Annotated in this window: 14 protein-coding genes; 10 read left to right on the forward strand and 4 right to left on the reverse strand. The window is 59.5% G+C overall.

The window, feature by feature from the left end; translation table 11 throughout:
* The first annotated feature begins 74 nt into the window (after positions 1 to 74).
* The 9 genes from Q1A71_RS02505 (at position 75) to Q1A71_RS02545 (ending at position 12,005) form a co-directional block, all read left to right on the forward strand.
* Entirely contained in the window at positions 75 to 1,430 is a 1,356-nt protein-coding gene (locus Q1A71_RS02505; RefSeq protein WP_299671383.1) for an ABC transporter substrate-binding protein, read from the forward strand.
* Positions 1,431 to 1,502: 72 nt separating this feature from the next.
* A complete protein-coding gene (locus Q1A71_RS02510; protein ID WP_299671386.1) occupies positions 1,503 to 2,483 on the forward strand; it encodes a sugar ABC transporter permease in 981 nt (326 codons plus the stop codon).
* Entirely contained in the window at positions 2,483 to 3,607 is a 1,125-nt protein-coding gene (locus Q1A71_RS02515; protein WP_299671389.1) for a carbohydrate ABC transporter permease, read from the forward strand. Before Q1A71_RS02510 ends, Q1A71_RS02515 begins: the two co-directional genes overlap by 1 nt.
* Positions 3,608 to 3,621: 14 nt before the next feature.
* Entirely contained in the window at positions 3,622 to 5,274 is a 1,653-nt protein-coding gene (locus tag Q1A71_RS02520; RefSeq protein WP_299671391.1) for an alpha-glucosidase, read from the forward strand.
* Between the two features lie 26 nt (positions 5,275 to 5,300).
* Positions 5,301 to 6,407, forward strand: coding sequence for a sn-glycerol-3-phosphate ABC transporter ATP-binding protein UgpC (gene ugpC, locus Q1A71_RS02525; protein ID WP_299671394.1), 1,107 nt, complete (start codon positions 5,301 to 5,303; stop codon positions 6,405 to 6,407).
* Between the two features lie 141 nt (positions 6,408 to 6,548).
* Positions 6,549 to 6,929: a DUF3307 domain-containing protein gene (locus Q1A71_RS02530; RefSeq protein WP_299671397.1), complete on the forward strand. Its 381-nt coding sequence runs from the start codon at positions 6,549 to 6,551 to the stop codon at positions 6,927 to 6,929.
* Positions 6,930 to 7,148: 219 nt separating this feature from the next.
* Positions 7,149 to 8,483: a TolC family protein gene (locus Q1A71_RS02535; protein WP_299671398.1), complete on the forward strand. Its 1,335-nt coding sequence runs from the start codon at positions 7,149 to 7,151 to the stop codon at positions 8,481 to 8,483.
* Positions 8,480 to 10,678 carry a type I secretion system permease/ATPase gene (locus tag Q1A71_RS02540; protein WP_299671399.1) on the forward strand — a complete coding sequence of 733 codons (2,199 nt, stop codon included), beginning with the start codon at positions 8,480 to 8,482 and terminating at the stop codon, positions 10,676 to 10,678. Before Q1A71_RS02535 ends, Q1A71_RS02540 begins: the two co-directional genes overlap by 4 nt.
* Positions 10,679 to 10,682: 4 nt before the next feature.
* Positions 10,683 to 12,005: an HlyD family type I secretion periplasmic adaptor subunit gene (locus Q1A71_RS02545; RefSeq protein WP_299671400.1), complete on the forward strand. Its 1,323-nt coding sequence runs from the start codon at positions 10,683 to 10,685 to the stop codon at positions 12,003 to 12,005.
* Here Q1A71_RS02545 and Q1A71_RS02550 read toward each other — a convergent pair whose 3' ends face one another.
* Positions 12,006 to 14,270, reverse strand: a complete 2,265-nt coding sequence (locus Q1A71_RS02550) for an adenylate/guanylate cyclase domain-containing protein (protein ID WP_299671401.1) — start codon at positions 14,268 to 14,270, stop codon at positions 12,006 to 12,008.
* 365 nt (positions 14,271 to 14,635) lie between these two features.
* Here Q1A71_RS02550 and Q1A71_RS02555 point away from each other — a divergent pair, with 365 nt between their 5' ends.
* The gene (locus Q1A71_RS02555) at positions 14,636 to 18,352 is read left to right on the forward strand and encodes an Ig-like domain-containing protein (RefSeq protein ID WP_299671403.1); all 3,717 of its coding nucleotides are present in this window, start codon (positions 14,636 to 14,638) and stop codon (positions 18,350 to 18,352) included.
* Positions 18,353 to 18,373: 21 nt separating this feature from the next.
* On the opposite strand, the gene ggpS is transcribed toward Q1A71_RS02555, so the two are convergent.
* Genes ggpS through Q1A71_RS02570 form a run of 3 tightly spaced genes read right to left on the reverse strand, consistent with a single transcriptional unit; the run spans position 18,374 to position 21,737 of the window.
* Positions 18,374 to 19,870: a glucosylglycerol-phosphate synthase gene (ggpS, locus tag Q1A71_RS02560; protein WP_299671404.1), complete on the reverse strand. Its 1,497-nt coding sequence runs from the start codon at positions 19,868 to 19,870 to the stop codon at positions 18,374 to 18,376.
* A gap of 2 nt (positions 19,871 to 19,872) precedes the next feature.
* Complete coding sequence (locus Q1A71_RS02565; RefSeq protein WP_299671405.1) at positions 19,873 to 20,637, reverse strand: HAD-IIB family hydrolase; 765 nt, start codon at positions 20,635 to 20,637, stop codon at positions 19,873 to 19,875.
* Complete coding sequence (locus Q1A71_RS02570; protein WP_299671407.1) at positions 20,634 to 21,737, reverse strand: NAD(P)H-dependent glycerol-3-phosphate dehydrogenase; 1,104 nt, start codon at positions 21,735 to 21,737, stop codon at positions 20,634 to 20,636. The genes Q1A71_RS02565 and Q1A71_RS02570 overlap by 4 nt, the downstream gene beginning before the upstream one ends.
* Between the last annotated feature and the right edge of the window lie 210 nt (positions 21,738 to 21,947).

Consider the following 21,947-nt stretch of genomic DNA (forward strand, 5'->3'; position numbering starts at 1 on the left):
GCTTTGGAGTGATTCTTTGCGCATAAAAAATGATCAAGACGATGCCAAAACAGGCATTGCTACGGGAGGATCTCATGAAGGCACGTTTTTACGCGGGTGCTGCAGCACTGGCTCTTTTTGCGGGATTGGCGCACGCAGATGGGCATCAGCCGTTTGCCGTGGGCGAGGGCGACTTTAGCTGGGACAGCTACAATGAGTTTGCGGATAAGTATGATTTGAGCGGTCAGACGGTGGAGATCACCGGACCGTGGACCGGGGACGAAAAGGAAAAGGTCGACAAGGCGTTCTCCTACTTCACCAGTGCCACTGGCGCGACGGTGAACTACTCGGGTTCGGACAGCTTCGAACAGGACATCGTGATTTCTGCGCGCTCGGGCTCTGCGCCCAACCTCGCGGTTTTCCCGCAACCCGGACTGGCAGCCGATATGGCGAGCCAGGGCCTGCTGACGCCGTTGCCCGACGGAACCGCCGATTGGGTGCGTGACAACTATGCTGCCGGTCAGTCGTGGGTCGATCTGGGGACATACGCCGATGAAAACGGCGAGGACCAAATGTACGGCCTCTTCTACCGGGTCGATGTGAAGTCGCTGGTCTGGTATTCGCCCGAAGCCTTTGACGAAGCCGGCTATGACATCCCCGAGACGATGGAAGAGCTGAAAGAACTGACCGATCTGATCGTGGAAGAAGGCGGCACGCCTTGGTGCATCGGCCTGGGATCCGGAGCCGCGACCGGCTGGCCGGCGACGGATTGGGTCGAAGAGATGATGCTGCGCACGCAATCCCCGGCGGACTACGACGCCTGGGTCGCCAACGAGATGAAGTTCGATGATCCCAAGGTGATCGCGGCGATCGAGGAATTCGGTGCCTTCGCGCGCAATGACGATTACGTGGACGGTGGCGCATCTGCCGTGGCCAATACGGATTTCCGCGACAGCCCGACCGGCCTCTTCGACATCCCGCCGAAATGCTACATGCACCGTCAGGCGTCGTTCATCCCAGCGTTCTTCCCCGAAGGCACCGTGGTGGGAGAGGACGTGGATTTCTTCTACTTCCCCGCCTATGCCGAAAAGGATCTCGGCAAGCCGGTGTTGGGCGCGGGCACGCTCTTTGCCATCACCAACCCGTCGGAGGCGGCAAATGCCTTCATCGAATTCCTGAAGCTGCCGGTCGCACATGAGCTCTGGATGGCGCAGGGCGGATTCCTGACGGCACATGCTGGTGTGAACACCGAGACGTATCTCGAGGACAGCCTCAAGGCGCAGGGTGACATTCTGCTAAATGCAACGACCTTTCGCTTTGACGCCTCCGATCTGATGCCCGGTGAGATCGGCGCGGGCGCCTTCTGGACCGGTATGGTAGACTACACCACTGGCGCCAGCGCCGAAGATGTCGCCAAAGGCATCCAAGAGCGCTGGGATACGATCCAGTAAGCCTCTTGCACCTGGGTCCGGCGGTGTGCGCCGCCGGATCAAACCCGCACATGCGTCTTGGGAGGGATTGCCATGTCACCGCTGCTTCAGGGCATCATCACAGTTATCGTCGGGGTCGGCGGATGCGTCGGGTACTTCTTTCTGTCCAATCTGATCCTCGACAAGGTCATCTTTCCCCCGCGGGCGGATAATCCGGGACGGAACATCAATCGCGCCAATCTGGTGCGCCCGTGGCTCTTCCTTTTCCCGGCGATGGCGGCATTGGGGCTCTATCTGGTCTATCCGGTGGTGGGGTCCTTCTACCGCTCGCTCTACAACCGCTCGGGCGATGAGTTCATCGGTTTTGGCAACTACACCACGATGTTTGCGGACAACGGCTTTCAGATCGCTTTCTTTAATAACATGCTCTGGGTGCTCGTCGTGCCCGCCGCCGCGACCTTCTTTGGCCTGCTGGTGGCGCAGCTGACCGACCGGCTCAAATGGGGGAACATCGCGAAATCGCTGATCTTCATGCCCATGGCGATCTCCTTCGTGGGCGCCTCACTGATCTGGAAATTCGTCTATGCGAACAACGCCGACATCGGGCTGATCAACGCGATCCGCGACTTCTTTGGCGCGTCGGAGCCGCTGGATGTGCTGCAGGTGCGCTTCTGGAACAACTTTTTCCTGATGTTCATTCTGGTTTGGATTCAGACCGGCTTTGCCATGGTGATCCTCTCCGCCGCCCTGCGTGGCATCCCGGAAGAGACCATCGAGGCGGCCATCATCGACGGGGCGAACCCGTTCCAGGTCTTCTTCAAGATCAAGGTGCCGCAGATCATGGGCACCATCGTGGTGGTCTGGACGACCATCACCATCCTGGTGCTCAAGGTCTTTGACATCGTCTACACGATGACGGGCGGCAACTTCGGGACGGACATCCTGCCGAGCTACATGATGTCGTACATGTTCCGGGACGACGGGCGCGCCACGGCGGTTGCCTTTGTCATCATGATCGTGGTGCTTCCGGTGATGATCTGGAACATCCGGCAAGCCCGGGCGGAGATGAGATAATGGACAATATCGCAGGTACAAAGTCGTCGCTGAGCTGGGCCGTCAATCTCTCGGTCATCTTCCTCGTTGTGCTCTGGCTGATCCCGACCGTGGGATTGCTGGTGTCCTCCTTCCGGGATCGTGACCAGATCTCGGCCTCGGGCTGGTGGCTCTCGCCCTTCGCGGTGGAGCAGAACTTTCAAGCCAAGATCCCCGCTGGTGAAGTCCGGCAGGATGGTGAGTTCTTCGTGATCGAGGGCAACATTTTCTCGGGTGGCGAGGGCGAGGTGATCCGCTTTGGCGGCGCACGCTCCAACCCGACCGTGGCGGCTGCTGGGGAAACGGCCGAGCTGACCCGCGATCGGTCGCTGACCGTGCAGGCCAATGGCGATTTCGTCTATCGCTCGCCTGCGGAGATCAAGCGCGACCCGAGCGTCTATTATTCGACGGCCACACCGCCGGATTTCTCGCTCGACAATTATCAGACGATCCTCTTTTCAAACAACATGGACATCGCCTTCATCAACACGCTGACGGTGACGATTCCGGCAACAATTATCCCGATCCTGATCGCCGCCTTTGCCGCCTATGCGCTGGCCTGGATGGATTTCGCAGGGCGCGGTCTGTTGATCGCCATGGTCGTTGGGCTATTGGTCGTGCCGCTGCAGCTGGCGTTGGTGCCACTGCTGCAGTTCCACAATTCCATCGGAATCGGGCAAAGCTTTCTGGGCATCTGGATGGCACATACCGGGTTCGGGTTGCCGCTCGCGATCTACTTGTTGCGCAACTACATGGTTGGCCTGCCACGCGATATCATCGAAAGCGCGAAGGTGGATGGTGCCACGGACTTCCAGGTCTTCACCAAGATCGTCCTGCCGCTGAGTTTCCCTGCGCTCGCCAGTTTCGCGATCTTCCAATTCCTGTGGACCTGGAACGACCTTCTGGTCGCAAAAGTCTTCCTGCCTTCGAATGCGGAGAGCTGGGTGATGACAGTCAAGATCGCCGATGACCTGCTTGGCTCGCGCGGCGGCGACTGGGGTATTCTGGCCTCGGCGGCCTTCATCTCCATCGCGGTGCCGCTCATCGTCTTCTTCACAATGCAACGGTATCTGGTGCGCGGTCTGCTGGCCGGCTCGGTGAAATAGAAAGTCCGACAAGAATGACAAAGATGGAACACCATCTGCACCTGCCCGTCATCGACAAGGATTGGTGGCGGGGCGCAGTGATCTACCAGATCTATCCGCGCAGCTTTCAGGACAGCAATGGCGATGGCATAGGCGATCTGATCGGCATCTCGCAGCGTATGAGCTATATCGCCTCGTTGGGGGTCGATGCGATCTGGATCTCGCCGTTTTTCACGTCGCCGATGAAGGACTTTGGCTACGACGTGAGCGACTACTGCAACGTCGATCCGATGTTCGGCACGCTCGCCGATTTCGATGTGGTGGTCGAAGCCGCGCATCAGCACGGGCTCAAGGTGATGATCGACCTGGTGTTGAGCCACACGTCGGATCAGCACCCATGGTTTGTCGAAAGCCAGTCGAACCGCACCAACTCCAAGGCGGATTGGTACGTGTGGTCGGATCCCAAGCCCGATGGCACACCACCCAACAACTGGCTGTCGATCTTCGGCGGGCCTGCTTGGCAGTGGGATCCGGGGCGCGAGCAGTACTACCTGCACAACTTTCTGGTCGAGCAGCCCGACCTGAACTTCCACAATGAAGATGTGCAGAATGCAATCCTCTCGACCACGCGCTTCTGGCTGGACCGGGGCGTGGACGGGTTCCGGCTGGATACGATCAACTTCTACTTCGCGGACAGGGAGCTGCGGGACAATCCACCCCTGCCTCCGGAGAGACGCAATGCCAACATTGCACCATCGGTGAACCCCTATAACCACCAAGAGCATATCTACTCAAAGAACCAGCCAGAGAACCTGGAGTTCCTGAAGCGATTTCGCGCACTGCTTGATGAATACCCGGCAGTAACCTGTGTGGGCGAGGTGGGCGATGCACAGCGCGGCCTGGAGATTCTGGGGGAATATACGAGCGGCGGCGATAAGGTTCACATGTGCTATGCCTTCGAATTCCTGGCCAAGACAAAGCTCGATGCCACCCGCGTCGCGCGGGTTTTTGACGAATTGGGTCGCGTGGCCAAACATGGTTGGCCCTGCTGGGCATTCTCTAACCACGATGTGGAGCGACACAGCTCACGCTGGGATCTGCCGCCAGCGGCACAGCGCATGTTCGCGACGTTGATCATGTGCCTGCGTGGTTCGGTCTGTATCTATCAGGGCGAGGAGCTGGGCTTGCCGGAGGCGGACGTGGCTTTCGAAGATCTACAGGACCCCTACGGCAAGGAGTTCTGGCCCGAGTTCAAGGGTCGTGACGGTTGCCGGACCCCGATGGTATGGGAGGCATCCAACCAGAACGGTGGCTTTTCGGAGGGCTTTCCCTGGCTGCCGGTTAGCCATGACCACCTGAACCGTGCCGTTGGAATACAAGAGGACGACCCCACTGCGATCCTGCACCACTATCGTCGCGCGATTGCCTTTCGGAAGGATCACCCGTCGCTGATCAAGGGCGAGCACGGCGGTGTCTTTGCGTATGGAGACGTGCTGCAGTTCACCCGTGAGCACGAGGATGAAACATTGTTCTGCGCCTTCAACCTGTCGGACACGCCGTCGCTGCACGGCATGCCGCCAGGCGATTGGGTGACAATTGGACATGAGCTCGGCGGGGCGACCCCGTCACCAGACTTCAAACTGCACCTGGGGCCGTGGCAAGTCTGCCTCGCGCTGAAACAGGATTAGACTCACGTCTTGGGAGGGACAAAGATATGGCCAATCTGAAACTGACGGACGTGGGCAAGGCCTATGGCGGCAACGTCGAGGTGCTCAAACACATCAATCTGGATATCACGACCGGTGAACTGATCGTCTTCGTGGGGCCGTCGGGCTGTGGCAAGTCGACCCTGCTGCGGATGATCGCTGGGCTGGAAAAGATCACCTCCGGCGAGTTGCTGATCGACGGCGACCGCATGAACGATGTGCCGCCCGCGCAGCGTGGCATTGCGATGGTGTTTCAGTCTTACGCGCTCTATCCGCATATGACGGTGCGCGACAACATGGCGTTTGCGCTAAAACTGGCGAAGAAATCGCCGCAGGAGATCGACGAGGCGGTGAGCCGTGCCGCCAAGGTGCTGCAGCTCGATCAATACCTTGATCGCCTGCCCAAAGCGCTTTCGGGCGGGCAGCGGCAGCGGGTCGCCATCGGGCGCTCCATCGTGCGGGATCCGAAGGTCTATCTCTTTGACGAACCTCTGTCGAACCTGGATGCGAGCTTGCGCGTCGCAACGCGGATCGAGATCGCTCAGCTGAAGGAGAGCATGCCGAACTCGACGATGATTTATGTGACCCACGACCAGGTCGAGGCAATGACCCTGGCCAGCCGCATCGTGGTGCTGGCCAACAAGGGTATTGCGCAGGTCGGTACGCCGCTGGAGCTCTACGAGAAGCCAGAGAACGAATTTGTTGCGCAGTTCATTGGGTCACCCGCAATGAACTTGCTGGCCGGTGAGATCGTAGAAACGGGCGAGGTTACCACCGTGTCCTGCCCGGAAGGCGGCGGCACCTTCCAATCCAATGTGCCCACGCGTGAGTCTGAGAAGGGTATGAAAATCAACGTTGGTATTCGACCGGAAGACATGATCGCGACCGACGGTGACAACTATGCCTTTGCCGATGAGGTGACGATTGTCGAGGCTTTGGGAGAAGTGACGCAGCTCTATTTCGAAGCGCCGAGTTCTGCCAAAGACACAGATACGGTGATCGCGAAGCTGCCTGGTATCCATACGAACATGCGCGGGCAGACCTTGAAGCTGACGGCGGATCCGTCCAAGGTTCACCTGTTTGCGAATGGTAAATCGCTCTTGTACCGGGCATAACCGCCGGTCCGCATATTGCGGGACGGTACGTCTATTTTGAAAGAAACGCATACTGCCCGACGTTTTGGGCGAATACCTGATTTACACATGATCCCCTGTCGCTCTAGTGTTTGCGCTGGCGGGGGGTGAAAGGAAAGAGTTTTGGTAGCGAGTTACGGCACACTGTTGATCCTGTTGTGCTTATTGCAAGTCAAACACATGCTGGCCGACTATTTTCTCCAGACGCGGTGGATGCTGGATGGTCGGGGGCGCTATCTCCATATGGGGACCTTCGTCCATGCGGGAATCCATGCCGGTGGCTCTGTGCTGGCGTTCAGTCTGGTCGGTGCGTCGCTTGCGTTTGTACTGCCGGTTATACTGCTGGAATGGGCTGTGCATTTCCATATCGATTGGTGGAAAGGGCGACATACGTCGACTCAGGACCTGACACCGGCCGATCCAGGATACTGGCGTGCCTCAGGCATTGATCAAGCGCTGCACCAGCTGACCTATATTGGGATGATCTGGTTGTGGCTGCTTTGACAGGGGGCGTAGGTAGCCTTGAGCGAATGAGCACTCCAGCCGCTCTGCTCCTCTGATCCTGACGGGCCTAGCGTGAGCCGGCTATGTCCGGCGCCCGTCTCGTTGATTGCTTTTTTGGGCAATTGCGGTAACGTGAAGATGTTGTTTTTACGGGTTTTGTAGGCGGTTACGGGGGGCCCGATACTGAAACGCGTGCGCATATTGCTCTGTGCAGGTCTGATGTCCTTGGTGACAGGGGCGCTGCTCGCTGAGACACTCAGCGAGGCCGTTCGGGCTGCTGTCACTACAAACCCTGCAATCAAGGCGTCGCAAGCACAGATGCGCGCGTCCGCCTATGATCTTATCGAATTGCGGAGCGCATTCGAGCCGCGTGTCATTCTGTCAGGCGAAACGGGCTGGCAGCGGGTGGACGACGCCAATGCGCTGTCCGCTTCCGATAACGACAGCACCAAGCCGCGCCACCAACTGGCTGTGCGGGCCGAACTGGTCCTGTTCGATGGATTTCGGCGCTCCAATCTTGTCTATGCCAATGCGGCGCGGGTGGACGGTAGCATTTTCAGTCTGCTCGATGCGTCCGAGACGATGGCGCTGAACGCAACCGAAGCGTATATTGACGTGCACCGCCACCGCCAGCTGCTCGATGTGGCAAAGCGCAACGTCGCGAAACACGAAGAGATTGGTATGCAGGTGCGGGACCTGGTGCAGGGCGGGCGGTTGCCGCTGAGCGATGAGTTGACCATTGATGATCGCATCCGCTCGGCGAGGCTGGCCCAACTCGATGTCGAACGCGCTCTCCGCGATGCAGATGCCAGATACGAGAAGGTGGTGGGGCATTCGCCGAAGGGACCCATGCGCGTGCCTCTGGCGGAGACACCCCCATCACTGAACCAACTTACCCAGACTGCCGTTGCCAACAGCTACCGTGTCCAATTTGCGCGGACGCAAATCGACCAGACCCGCTTTCAGGCCGAGGTCACACTTGCCGATCGCTATCCGGAATTCACGCTGAATGCCGGTGTCGTCCGTGATATCAATCGCAACGGCGTATCGGGGACCCGGACGGATGAGACTGTCGGAGTCGGTCTGAGGTGGACGCTTTATCAAGGTGGGCGCGATGCTGAGCGACGCGCGCTAGCGGAACTCAACAGCCGCGCGTTGGCGGAGCAAGCTGTCGCCGTGCGAGATGTCCGTGAGTTGGCCGCGCGCGCCTGGAATGCTCATCGCACAAATGCGGATCGTGCCGTGCAGCTCAATGACCAACTGCGGATCAACCGTCTGATCGTGGAAGTCTATGGGGACGAATTTGTTGCTGCCAGGCGCACTCTTTTGGATCTTCTTGAAGTCGAACGTGCGCGGTTCAACGTCGAGTTCGAGGCGGTCGGCGCGCAGGCTGGCCTGGCATTCAGCACCTACAGGGCCTTGGCGGTTCAGAGTCGGTTGGCAAGTCATTTTGGTCTCGCCAAGAGTGATCTGGCCTTGGCCCCGGTTTTTCAGGAGCGTGTGCAGGACAACCCGCGGGCCATTTTCGACGTCACGATAGAACCCCTGCGATGACCTTCGACGCCCAATCAGACAGCACCATACTCGATGGAGAACGCCGCGGAGCGTCGGGGGATGCCGGAGCGGATCGAAGCCTCGGTGTTGTCGCCTGGATGGCCGAGGCGTTCGGCATGCCGTTTTCCGCAGAGGCGGTGCTGGCGCGCTTGCCGGAGGGGGCGGTCTTGTCGGACCCTCATCAGATGATGCGCGCGCTCGAGGCGATTGGTCTGTCATCTCGAGTGCTGCTTCGTGACATTGTCCGCGTGGACCCCGTTGCCTTGCCATTTGTTGTATGGCGCACGTCCGGCCTGCCGGTTGTCGTTCAGGGGTTTGCAGAAGATGGCGCGGTGGCGCAGGTGGTTGATCCCTCGCAGAGCAATCTCGTACAGCACATTCCGCTCAAGCATCTGCGCAAGGATATCCGTCCGGAGTTGATGCTGGTCACGCGAAGCGGTGATCGCGCGTCGGCGATGAGCGACCCTGATACTCGGAACGTGGTGTCGAATGACCGCTCTTGGTTCTGGGGGCCTGTGCGTGCCAACTGGGCCAATTGGCTTCAGGTGCTGATCGCAGCGCTTCTGCTGAACGTGATGTCACTGGCACTGCCGTTGTTCGTGATGAATGTCTACGACAAGGTCATCCCCAATCTGGCATATGTGACGCTGTGGACCCTGGCGGTCGGCGTTGGGATCGCGTTGTTGCTCGATTTGGTCATGCGGGTCATCCGAGCCAACGTGCTTGAGAACATTGGTCGGCGCGTCGATATGAAGGTGGCCGCAACACTCTTTCGCCAGGCGATGAATACCCAGCTCATGAACAGGCCCGGGGGGGCCGCAGGCATTGCCAGCACCATTCGTGACTTTGAGGTGGTGCGCGAGTTTTTTGCCTCCGCGACATTTGTTGCCATCATTGACGTGCTTTTCATCGGAATTTTCGTAGCGGCGCTCTTCTGGGTGGTCGGGCCCATCGCGATCATCCCGCTTTTGGCGGTCCCTGTCGTCTTGCTGATCGCCGTTGCGGCGCAGCTGCCGCTGGGGCGCAGTGCCGGACGCGCACAGCAGATGGCGACCAAGCGGCATGTGGTCTTGGTGGAGGCGCTGGGAGGGATCGAAACCATCAAGAGCCTGAACGCTGAACCCGTGATGCAGCGGGAATGGGAAGCGGCTGTGACGGCGTCCTCACAGATCAATGGTCGCACCCGGTTCTGGTCCAACGTGGCGACCAATGGGACCTTGCTGGTCCAACAGTCGGTTTCGGTCCTGATCATTGTCTGGGGCGTGTTCCTCGTCGCGGAGGGCACCATCACGGTGGGCGGTTTGATTGCGGCCAACATCCTTGCAGGTCGCGTTCTGGCGCCGCTCGGAATGGTCGCTCAGACGATTTTTCGCGCGCAATATGCGCTCAAATCACTGGCGGCGCTCAACCGCTTCATGGCTTTGCCGGTGGAGCAAGGTGCGTCGGTCAAGAGCGATGCGCGCGTAACGCAAGGTGCTCTGCGTTTGGAGGACGTGACGCTGAGCTATCCCGACGCTCCGCGGCCAGCGCTGAACGGTCTGAGCTTTGCAGTAGAGGCCGCAGAGCGCGTGGCGCTCCTGGGGCGCGTCGGATCTGGCAAGACGACCACCGGGAAACTTCTTGCAGGTTTGATAGCACCTCAGAGCGGATCGGTCCTCGTCGACGGCATTGCGCTGTCTCAGTATGAGCCCGCAGAACTGCGCTGGGGGATTGGATATCTGCCCCAAACGCCCGAGCTCTTCACCGGAACGCTGCGGGAGAACCTGATGATCGGTCAACGGACGGCAAGCGATGCGGACATTGCCGAGGCGCTCTATTATGCGGCGATGGATGAGTTCATGGCTGAAGCTCCCGAAGGGCTCGACATGTTCATTGGAGAGCAGGGCAAGCATCTTTCCGGTGGGCAGAAACAGGGGGTTGCGCTGGCGCGCCTGTTGCTGCGCCGCCCGAAGATGCTGTTCCTGGACGAGCCAACCAATGCAATGGACCAACGCATGCAGAGCCAGATTGTCGGGCGTCTTGCAGCGCTGAATGCAACCGGTGTGGGGTTGATTGTCTGCACGCACCGTCAGTCCCTCGCAGCCATGGCCGAGCGGCTCATCGTGATGGATCAGGGGCGAGCGGTTCTGGATGGGCCGCGTGCCGAGGTCTTGGCACAACTGCGGGGCATGGGCACCGCAAAGACAGAGAGCTGACGCGATGTTTGGCAATCGGGTTGAAGATGAATTCGCCAACACGATCACGGATGCCGGGGCTGCCGCTCATGGCCATGGACCATGGCGCTTGCTCTTGGCCATATTGGTTGGCCTTGTGGCATTTCTCGCCTGGGCCGCGACCTACGAAATCGAGGAAACCGCGCGTGCGACGGGCCGGGTCATTCCATCACAACAAGTGCAGATTGTGCAGAGCCTCGAGGGCGGGATCGTGCGTGATATTGCCGTGACCGAGGGGGATATCGTTGATGCAGGCGATGTCTTGATGCAGATCGACGACACGCGCTTTGCCGCGGAGCGGGGTGAGTTGCTGGAACGGGAAGCCGCGGTCCAGGCCGAAGCGACGCGGCTGCGCGCCGAGGCGCAGTTCGCCGAGGTTGTCGACTTCGAGGAGTTGCTGGAAGCGCGTGCCCCCCTGGCCGTGGCCGCCGAGCGCGAGGTCTTCCTCTCCCGGCGTGAGCAACTGACGCGCGAATTGCAGGTTCTGCAGGCGCAGCTGTTGCAGCGACGTGGTGAACTCGAAGAGATCAAGGCTCAGCGGGCCCGCACCTCTGGCATAATCGCACCTTTGCAGGCCGAGATCACCCTGACCGAAGACATGTTTGAGCGCGGCTTGGTTCCTCAGATCGAGCTGTTACGGCTGCAGTCCCGGTTGGCTGAGCTGAACGGGGATCTGGCGGTTGCGCGTGCCAGCGAGCCGCGGTTGCTGGCGGCGATTTCCGGGGCGGAAGACCAGATCAACGCTGCGCGGTCCGCCTATGCTCTTTCCGCACGCCAGCGCCTCGCTGCGTTGCAGTTGGAACTTGCCGTTATCCAAGAGACATTGCGCAGCGCCAATGATCGCGTGACACGGGCGCAGCTGCGCGCGCCGGTGCGTGGAACGATCAACCGGATCAACGCAACCACCATTGGAGCAGTGGTTCAGCCCGGCGCTCCGCTGGTAGAGATCGTGCCGATCGATGACAGTCTGCTCATCGAGGCGGATCTCGGTCCCCGGGATATTGCCTTTGTGCGTCCGGGCGAACCGGCCTCTGTCAAGATTTCTGCCTATGACTACCTGGTCTATGGCGCGCTCGAAGGTGAGGTCGTTCGCATAGGCGCAGACACCATTTCGCGTGAGGGCGGTGGGGAGTTCTTCCGTGTCATCGTCCGTACGGACAAATCCTATTTGGGTACCGCAGAGAGGCCGCTTCCGATCACGCCGGGTATGATCGCGTCCGTCGATATCCAGACCGGTGAACGAACGGTTCTGTCATATCTGGCCAAACCCATTCTGCGTGCGCAGGCCGAGGCATTGCGCGAGCGTTGATTACTTCTGCGTTGAAGCAAAGACACCGTCCCAGTTGTCTGGCGGCGGTATCCGGCGCAGTTCGAGGAGGCGCCTGGCGTAGAGGTCGAGGTAATCGTCGAGCGCGAGATCAAGCGCGTCAACGCTCTCTCGGAGCTCGGAAAGCAGGGTTTCCGCCCGATCCCAATTCTGCGCTCGATATGCGGCAAGCATCTCGGAGTTGCATAGCGTGGCCTGCCGAAAGCGCGCGTCGTTGCGCAGGGAGATGTCACCGAGCAGGGCAAAGATCGTCTCGGGCACCTCCTTGCCGACCACACGGACGCGATCAAGTTCGATCAGCGCAAAATGGTCCTTTACCTCCTCGGCCGTGGCATAACCGAGGATGATTGCCGCACCGTAATAGCGGGATTGTCCTTCAAGGCGAGACGCGACGTTCACCGGGTCCCCGAGGGCGGTATAGTCAAAACGGGTCTTGCTGCCCATGTTGCCCACGACACATTGGCCGGTGTTGATCCCGATGCCGACGTTGAGCCGATGCACCTTGACCCAGGGTTTGCGCGTGTCACTGGCCTGTCCGCGCTGCCCGACCCTCTTGCGTTTTTGTGCGCGGAGACGTGCATGGTTGAACTGCTCGACCTCAGCGATCATCTGCAGGGCCGCGCGGCACGCGGCCTGGGCGTGATCATCATGTCGCAGCGGCGCGTTCCAGAAGGCCATCACCGCATCTCCCATGAATTTATCGATTGTTCCCTTATGCTCCATGATCGCATTGGACAGGATGGTGAGGAACTGGTTCATGAGCCGTGTCAGCGCCTCAGGATCCTCTCGAAAGTCTTCGGCGATGGCGGTGAAGCCCCGCACGTCGCTGAAAAGCAGTGTCAACTGGCGCGACTCACCGCCCAAGGTCAGCTGGCTCTGATTTTCGCTGAGCTGATCCACAAGATCTGGCGACACATATTGACCGAAGGCACTGCGGATTTCGCGGCGCTGACGTTCTTCACGAAGGTAGTTCACCGTCGAGATCAGAATGATGGCGAGGGCTGTTGCGAGAATAGGAAACGACGGGTCGAGCAATATACGCTGACCGTGAAAGAGATAGTAGGAGATGGCGCCATAACCGGTCATCAGCACCAGGCTCGAGGCAATCATCGTGCGGGCGGCAAGGGACGGCGCTAAAACAATAACGAGGAGACACAGGATACCGGTTGTCACCAACTCGATCGCGATCGTGTAATTCGGGCGGATCAGGAGGCTCTCGGACATGATATTCTCGAGCACCTGAGCGTGGATTTCCACACCGGCCATCGGGACGCCCAGGGGCGTGGCGCGAAAATCCTCCAGCCCGATCGCTGAGGTCCCTACCAGAAGAAGATGGCCCAGCAGACGATCCTGGGGCAGGCGGTCATTCAGCAGATCGGTGGCCGACACGTATCGGCTTTGTGAAGACGGTGTCAGATAAGGCCAAACCGTCCCGTCTTGCGCTGTGGGGATGAGCTGTCGCGCCAGGACAACGCCCTCCACCCCGGCGTCATTGGTCCGCACGATGAACGGCTCACCGCCGGTGGCGACCCGCAAGAGCTCCGCTGCAAGGCCAAGGCGTATCTCACCTTGCACGCTCATCACAAGCGGGACCCTGCGGTAGATCCCATCGGGATCGGGGCGGGTGCTGAACATACCGCGTCCTGCTGCGCTGGCTTCAAGCTCTGGTAAGTTCTGGACGATATCGGGAAACGTCATCAGGTGGGGCCGCGGATCCGGACCGATCAGCGCATGGGCTGCATCGGCCATCGCCCGCTTCTCAATCCGATTACCTGCATATGTTCGGACAGTGGTTTGGCCGAGGATGACACGGGAGCGGGCAAAGGCTTCGGCGAGGATCTGGTCGTGGTCCTGCAGTGCTGCAAGTTGAGCGGCCAGGTCGTCGGGCATGTCTGGATTGTCGGCTGCAATCTGCGGGGGCGACAGTCGGTCAGGCTCTGCGAAGATGATATCGAAGCCAATTGCGACGGCGCCAAGAGCGGCGGCGTTGTCGACGAGGTCTGCGATCCGATTTCTCGGCCAAGGCCATTGGCCGATCTCTTCGATACTGCGGTCATCGACATCAAGGATTGCGACCGGCAGGGGTGTAAGATCACGAGGTTTGGACTGATGGTAGAGATCAAATGTCGCGTTGCGCAGTGCGGCTATGGGTGGGGGATCCGCGATGCGGATCATCAAGCCGCACAACAGGCCGAAGATGGCGATCACCCGGACCCAGCCGACCCATTTTGAGAACCATTGTCGCATTCGGGTGTTGAGCGGCCTCCAATCCGTGCCTCGTACCGATGCCGTGTAGGGCAGACAGATTCACCCCTCGGTCGGTCCATTCTGACCGAATCAAGCGCCGGATCAACCCAAACTCTCTACCTGCGATTGTTGGCAAGATGGAAATAATCAAGGATTTTTTTTTGACGTTGCCAGGAATATCGTATTTTTCCAGAGAATATTTTGCCAAAGGTGCATTGGATCACATACGAGTCCAGCGTTTTGGGTTAAGAACTTGTTAAGTCAGCACAGTGAGGACGGACTGGGTGTCGCGTAATTATGACGCGCAAAATGAGGACCCGGATGAAGTAGTTACCTTGTGGGGGGGCACTTCTGGGGCCGTCGCCGTGCCTGACAGCGAGTTGCTGTTCAACGGCGAATTTTTCCGGGTCGGCCCAGACCTCTATATCGTCAACAACGGTGCGGCGAACTTCCGCGTACTGGACTATTTTGCCAAGACAGAAGCAGCTGATTTGCGGGATCCGAATGGTGCGATCTTGAGAGGCGATCTGGTCGAGCGACTCGCCGGACCCGTTTCCCCGGCCCAATATGCACAGTCCGGACGTCCAGGCCTTGCAGACCCTTTAGGGCAGGTTGAGAGTGCCCAAGGCAATGCCTCTGTCCAAAGGGTGGATGGGACAGTCGAAACGCTTCAGGTCGGAACCACGATTTACCAGAACGATGTGGTCGCGACGGGTGACGGGGCCTCGGTCGCGCTGACGTTCTTGGATGGGACTATCTTCTCCCTGTCTGCCTCCTCCCGGATGGTGATTGATGAGTTGGTCTACGATCCCCAGTCGAATGAAAACTCCGGTGCATTCAGCCTGATCCAAGGCGGTTTTGTCTTCATCGCGGGACAGGTCGCCAAGACCGGTGGGATGGAGGTGGCGACGCCGTCATCGACAATGGGTATTCGCGGCACCACTGTGGTTGTGCAGGTCGCCACCGTAAATGGCGTCGATACCACCGAGGTTTCGCTGACCACCGACCCGGACGGCGGGCAGGGGCAGGTGGAACTGCGTGACCTCGATGGCAACCTCGTCGCGCTGATCAATCAAACTGACACGAAGTGGATTGTCTCTGCTGCGACCGGCGAGAGCCGCGAAGTAGACCGTAGCCTGCTTGACGACGTAGAGGACAACCTGCTGATTGCGGAAGCCTTTGCCGCCTATCGGTCCGCCGTGGCTCGTGTCGATGCCGGAGAGGCTTTAGTGGCGCCGCCGAACCCAGCGCCCCGTACGCCCGACCAGAGCCCGACTGAGTCGCCTGATCTTGGTCTCGACAGCAATGATGGTCCCGAGGCCGTCCAGCCCCCGGCTCCTGTTGATAGCGAAACGGACGAAGATCCGTCTTCCTTTGACGAAGGGTCGCTCAACCCGATTGTCGAAGAAGGGCCAGTGATTCGCATTAGTGGTCTTGAAGATGCGGGGGGCGCCGACGCGATCACCGGAGATGTCAGCCTCGTTGCAGGCGCCGCCGGAACTCTCTTCGCCGTGACGACGGGACCCACGAACGGGCGGGTGACGCTCACGGCTGATGGGCAATTCGACTACGTACCGGCGCCGGATTTCAATGGCACTGACAGCTTTACCTTCTCCGCCAGCTTGCCCAACGGCGAGAGCGTCGACGGGACCGTTTTTGTCGAGGTCTTGCCGGTCAATGACGCGCCCGTCGCGGATGAGAGCGCTGCAGCCGGTGCGGAGGACACGGTCATCACGGGCAGGATTTCGGCCGCAGATGTCGACGGCGACATATTGACCTTCACGATTGCTGACTTACCACAGAACGGAGAGGTGACGCTCTTTCCCGATGGGACGTTTGAATATCGACCGGACGGGAACTTCGCGGGCGCGGACAGCTTTGCGGTGTTGGTCACTGATCCGGCGGGTGAGACCGCGCGGGCGTCGGTGATGATCGATATCTCGCCGGTCAACGACAGCCCTGTCATCACTACGATCACGGGTGCCAATCTTGGATCGGTGGTCGAAGGGGCCGATCCAACCGAGGCCAGCGGTCAACTGAGCGCGTCCGACCCAGACCCGGACAGCACGATCACGTGGAGCGGGACGTCAACGGCGCTGTTCGGGACCTTCGCGATTACGGCTGCCGGCGCCTGGACTTATGTTCTGGACAACGCGAAGGCCGACCGGATCGCGGAGGGTGAGACCGTGGTCGAAACCTTTACCGCTGTCGCGACAGATGAGTTTGGGGCTTCGGTCACGCAGATCGTAGAGGTCACTCTGACGGGCACCAACGATGACCCGGTGGTCAGCGCGAATACCGTTTTTGAAGCGGATCAGAACGGCTCGGTTCAAGGGCAATTGGTTGCAGTGGATGAGGACAGCGACACACTGAGTTTTGCGCTGGGTGAAACGGTGCCAGCCAACGGCGCCGTTGTACTCGAACCAGATGGCCGCTTCAGCTACACACCGACGCCCGACTTTGTGGGACTTGATCAATTCAGCTATTCGGTGACGGATGGGCAGGGCGGCCTTTCAACCGGGCTCGTTACCGTCGCTGTGGAAAGCGACAGCGGTGGTTCCGGAGGGCAAGCGGTCTCGCTTTCGGTGACCGCGGACGCAACAGACGATGCACCTGCGGGCGCGGTCGCGATCGACATATCAGCACCTGATCCGCAATCTATCAATCTGGTCATCGCGATGGACAGCTCCGGTAGTATCGGCGAACAGAACTGGGCCGCGCAGCGCGAAGCCGTCAAGGACGCGGTGTTGCTGCTGGCAGATCGCTTCGAGGGTGCGGCGAACTCTTTCGATGTTCAGATTGTGAGCTATTCCAAGGCCGCCTCGACAATCGGCCCTTTCGCTCTTCAGGATCCCGAGCTGCCCACCGCGATACTGGACCTGCCGTTCCTTGGAGGCGCAACGCGTTGGGACCTGGCTCTGGATGAGGCCAATAGCTTTTTCTCGGCTCAGCCTGGTGAAGAGACGAACTATCTTTTGTTTATCACAGACGGCGCCCCGTCGAACACGCGCTGGCGCGACTCGCTGGAGGCTCTGACCAACCCGCCTGACAATGCCTTCGACGTCGATATCCAAGCATTCGGCATTGGCGATCGGTATGATCCAACCTTGCTGCAGGAGCTGGATGCCGATCCGACTACATTGACGTCTGCAAATGACCTTGCCGCCGCTCTGAGCGAAACCCCTGCGTTCCCACCAAGATTACTGTCGCTCGATGTGTCATTGGAGGCAGACGGAGAGGATCACGGGACGATTGCGACCCATCAGAGTGATGGGTTGATCGCCGACGGCGCTGACTATCAACTGCCACTTGCGAGCATAGAGAACATTGAAGCGATGTTGGGCGAGAGTAATAGGATCAGCGTCAGCGCGACCTTTGACACCGACGGTAATCGGAGCACGGCTGAGATCGAACTCTTTTCGAGCGATGTCATCGGCAAGGCGGATACTGCACAGACCAAAACCGGTCTCGATGGCTCCGATCTTCTGTTTGGGAGCGATGCTGGAGACGTGATTGACGGTGGGGATGGCCGCGATGTCCTGCTAGGTTTTGATGGTCCTGACACGCTGGATGGCGGCGCAGGTGCAGATGTCGTTCTGGGAGGGGCAGGGGACGATGTCCTGCGGATCGGGCAAGCTGCCGACAACGGAGTAGACGTGGTTGACGGTGGCGCGGGCCGTGATGTTCTAGAGATCGACATGGCCGGCGATCTCTCCGACGAGCTGATTCCAGTGCTGGACATTCGGGATATCGAGGCCATCGACATGGAAAACGGCAAAGCCAATGTTCTGGAGATCTCGCTTGCCGATGTGATTGATATGTCCTCCACAAGCGATGGCGAATTGGAGGCCCTGCTGGATCAAGCGCTGCCGGAAAGCGCGATCATTTATGGCGATGTATCGGACAGCCTCCTTTTGGTCGGCAGCGGTGACGGTGGGTTTCAGAAAGTGTCGGACGCACCCATCGACGATGGCAAGGGCAACACGTTGGATATCTACTCCTACGTCGAGGGCGGCAACGTCTTGGCGACCTTGGGGGTCGACACAGATATCGATGTGACCGGTGCGGTCGTTTCGTCCTGACGCAAATTCAGTGCAGAACGCTCAGGCGGTGTTGGATTTTCTCGAGATAGCCGCGTCGAATTGCCGTTGCTGTTCGTCACCCCATGCCTGAACGGAATATTTTTTGACCACTCGGCGCAATTCCCGCATGCGATCACGCCGCTCCTCCTCCGGCATGTCGAGTGCCTGCAGGATCGCCTGATCCATGGACCGGTGTGAAAAGGGATTGGTGATCACGGCAGAGTTCAATTCCACCGCTGCACCTGCAAACTCGGACAGGACGAGAACGCCATCACCGTCGGTCCGTGCGGCGAGGTACTCCTTACAAACCAGGTTCATTCCGTCGACAAGTGGAGTGATCCACGCGACGTCCGCGGCGAGGTAGTATTTGATCAGATCGTCGAATGGGATCGCCCGTGAGATCAGCGCAATGGGCTGCCACTGCAACGTTCCGAACCGTCCATTGATCCGTCCGGCGGTCTCCTCGATGCCGGTTTGAGTGCGGGCATAGGCCGACATGTTGCGGTCGGCGCTCACCGAAACATGCATCAGCTTGACCTTGCCGCGCAGCTTGGGGTTGTCGGCCAAAACCCTCTCAAAGCTCTCAAGCTGATCCACGCCGCCTTTGGTATAGTCGGTGCGGCCAACGGACAGGATCAAACGACTATCGCCCAAGCTTTCGCGGATTTTCTTGGCGTCGGCTCGGACGGTTTCGTCCGTGGCCCGCTCTTCGATGAAATCTACCGCGACCCCGACACTGGCGGAGCTGACGGCGATGTCCCGGCCTTCGAAGCTGAGCAGGGTGGGTGTCGATCTTTCACTGAGTGCGGTGCCATCCGAGACCAACTCGTCGGCGACGATTTCGCGTTTTTTGACCTCAACATCAAATAGGCTGCGAACGACCGAAACGAAGTTGGACGCATAGCGCGGCACATGAAAGCCGACAATATCGCAGTCCAGGAGGCTCTTTACGATTTCACGGCGCCAAGGCAGGACATTGAACATATCCGCTGCAGGAAACGGTGTGTGGTGAAAAAACGAAATCGTCACATCGGATCGCAATTGCCGCAAATATCCAGGCACCAGCCAAAGGTTGTAGTCGTGTATCCAGACCCGCGCGCCCTGTGCCGCTTCGCGCGCGGCGGCTTCGGCAAAGGCCCAATTCACCTCCCGAAAGGTTGGCCAGTCGACTGGGTCATAGTTAAATTTCTCTTTGAAGCTGTGCAGAATGGGCCAGAAAGCTTCCTTCGAGGAGACGTGATAGAAGCTGCTCACCTGCTCTTGGGTCAGCGGCAGGCGCGAGACTGAGTAGTCTCCATGTGCGTCGCTGATCTCGACCACCTTCTCGAAATCGGGGTTCGCAGGGTCGTCGGCAAGCTTCCAGGCGATCCATGCGGCATGCTCTGCCGTGCCGAAGAAACTCTTAAGTGTAGGTACTATGCCGTTGGGGCTCTTGTTCTCACGCAGAATGATTTTGCCGTCCTGCTCCACCTCCTCATAGGGTTGGCGGTGATAGACGATCACAAGATCGGAGGGCATGGTCAGACCTTTTCCGGCGTTGGATGCAAATCAAAATGTGCCACCGCCTCGAGAATACCAGCAGCACCGATGCCTTGGGCGCGATAGATGTGCGGCTTCTGTGGCAGGGCGTCCAGAAGCGGATCTTCGGAGCCACCCACTGCGACGGACGGCGTGCCCGCGACAAGCATGGAGAGATCATTCAACGTGTCGCCGGCAGACAGAACCCGGCCCTCGGGAACGTCCAGGTGCCCGAGAAGGCGCAGAAGAGACGGCCCTTTGCTCACACCCTTGGGCAGCACATCAAAATACCGATTGTCGGAAATCAGGACGTCGAGGCCCATCGCCTCGACAGTCTTTGAGACCTCCGGATTGAATTGCTCAGGATCATAATCATAGCTGACGCGGTAGCGAAACTCTGTTGGCTGAAGCGTCAGGCCGGGCGCCTTGTTCAAGGCGGATTTCACCGAACTCCCACTGTTGTTCCACCGCGCGGCAATCTCGTTCTCGAGCGCCTCGATGGGTTCGATCTGACGCTCAGGTGTCACATGCGCGATCGTCGTGCCCACATCTCCGATCACATACTCCGGCCAAGGCACCGTGCCGCTGCCGCAGAGTTGGTGAATAAACTCCGGATCGCGTCCACTGACGAAAACGAGCCCAACTGTCGCCCGATGCGCCTCTATCCAGCCGTAAAGAGCGGCGCGGTCCGTTTCTGTACCGCCCAGAAACGTGCCATCCAGGTCCGTGGCCAGAACAAATTTGCATTCCGAAAGATGTCTTTTCACTGCTGGCGACCCTGCAATTGACGCAGCTTGGGCTGCGCCGGGTTCCTCAAAGAGATATCGAGCGCTCTCGGCTCGGCTTCGATGGGGCGCGTCCAGAGATCGCCAAACGCGTGGCTCAGATCGGCGCCGCCATGCAGGATGGCGTGCACCGTCTCGCAGATTGGCATCGATACACCCACTCGGCGGGCGAGGTCTATGATGGATGCGGCATTGGCTTCACCTTCGACCACGACCGGCCGCCCATCAAAGCAGGCCCTCCGGGGTATGCCCTGGCCCAATTGTACACCGAGCGACATGTTGCGGGATGTCTGGCTCGAGCAGGTAAGCGTCAGATCGCCAGCGCCTGCCAAACCCGTGACCGTCTCGCGCCGCCCGCCGAGTGCTTCGGCCAGAGCTTTCATCTCGTCCATGCCCCGCGTAATGAGAGCAGCACGCGTGTTTTCAGCAAACCCCGCGCCGGTCATCATGCCGCACCCGATGGCAATGACGTTCTTGATCGCACCGCCGATTTCCACGCCGACGAGATCGTCGGAGATGTATGTTTTGAAATAGGCGGTGCTCATCGAAACTGCCAGTCGGGCGGCGGGGCTTTCATCTGGTGCAAGCCGGTCGGTGTGGCTGAAGTCAAACGCGACAGTTGCAGCCGTTGGGTGGCCGAGCGCTGTCTCACGCGCAAACGTCGGACCCGAAATAGTACCAACCGGGACATCGCCAAGTTCTTCAGCCGCCACTTGAGACATCAGAAGCCCCGTCGTCGGCTCGATGCCCTTTGTGCAGACCGCGACAGGCGTTGCGGGCGGCAGGAACGCCCTCAGATCCGCAGCCACGGGTCGCACCGCACCGGACGGAACAACCATCAGAACGGCATCCGCACCGGTCAGCGCCTCGGACAATTGATTGGTCGCCGTCAGGCTTTCCGGAAGCGGAACGCCCGAAAGATAGGCGGGGTTCTCATGTTGATTGTTGATGGCGCGCACCACATCACTGTCGCGCCCGAACAGCCGCACTTGCCGCCCGGCAGCGGCTGCGACGCTCGCCAACGCCGTGCCCCAGGCTCCTGCGCCCACCACTGCAATCCGGTCATATGGCTTGCTGTGCACTTCCCGGCTGTCCGAAGGAGAGTTTGAAACCATGGCTGCCTTTCGCCAATAAGCAAGTTCAGAAGGTAAAAGCCTTGCACAACGCTAAGCTTCGCGACGTCTCACATGAGGTAACCTGTCGGTGTGCGAGTTCAAGGCATGCGGTCTGTTTGCGACATTCGAGTTTTTAGTCGTCTGTGAGGGATGCCTGAGAAATAAGCGGTTTGTTAG

This window comes from uncultured Roseobacter sp., assembly GCF_947493125.1.
Taxonomy (GTDB): Bacteria; Pseudomonadota; Alphaproteobacteria; order Rhodobacterales; family Rhodobacteraceae; genus Roseobacter.

Excerpts from the sequence above, each read along its gene's own strand:
- ggpS (WP_299671404.1), bottom strand. The coding sequence starts at position 19,870 with ATGCCCTCCGATCTTGTGATCGTCTATCACCGCCAACCCTATGAGGAG.
- Q1A71_RS02540 (WP_299671399.1), top strand. The coding sequence starts at position 8,480 with ATGACCTTCGACGCCCAATCAGACAGCACCATACTCGATGGAGAACGC.
- Q1A71_RS02545 (WP_299671400.1), top strand. The coding sequence starts at position 10,683 with ATGTTTGGCAATCGGGTTGAAGATGAATTCGCCAACACGATCACGGAT.
- Q1A71_RS02550 (WP_299671401.1), bottom strand. The coding sequence starts at position 14,270 with ATGCGACAATGGTTCTCAAAATGGGTCGGCTGGGTCCGGGTGATCGCC.
- ugpC (WP_299671394.1), top strand. The coding sequence starts at position 5,301 with ATGGCCAATCTGAAACTGACGGACGTGGGCAAGGCCTATGGCGGCAAC.
- Q1A71_RS02510 (WP_299671386.1), top strand. The coding sequence starts at position 1,503 with ATGTCACCGCTGCTTCAGGGCATCATCACAGTTATCGTCGGGGTCGGC.
- Q1A71_RS02515 (WP_299671389.1), top strand. The coding sequence starts at position 2,483 with ATGGACAATATCGCAGGTACAAAGTCGTCGCTGAGCTGGGCCGTCAAT.
- Q1A71_RS02535 (WP_299671398.1), top strand. The coding sequence starts at position 7,149 with ATGTCCTTGGTGACAGGGGCGCTGCTCGCTGAGACACTCAGCGAGGCC.
- Q1A71_RS02505 (WP_299671383.1), top strand. The coding sequence starts at position 75 with ATGAAGGCACGTTTTTACGCGGGTGCTGCAGCACTGGCTCTTTTTGCG.
- Q1A71_RS02520 (WP_299671391.1), top strand. The coding sequence starts at position 3,622 with ATGACAAAGATGGAACACCATCTGCACCTGCCCGTCATCGACAAGGAT.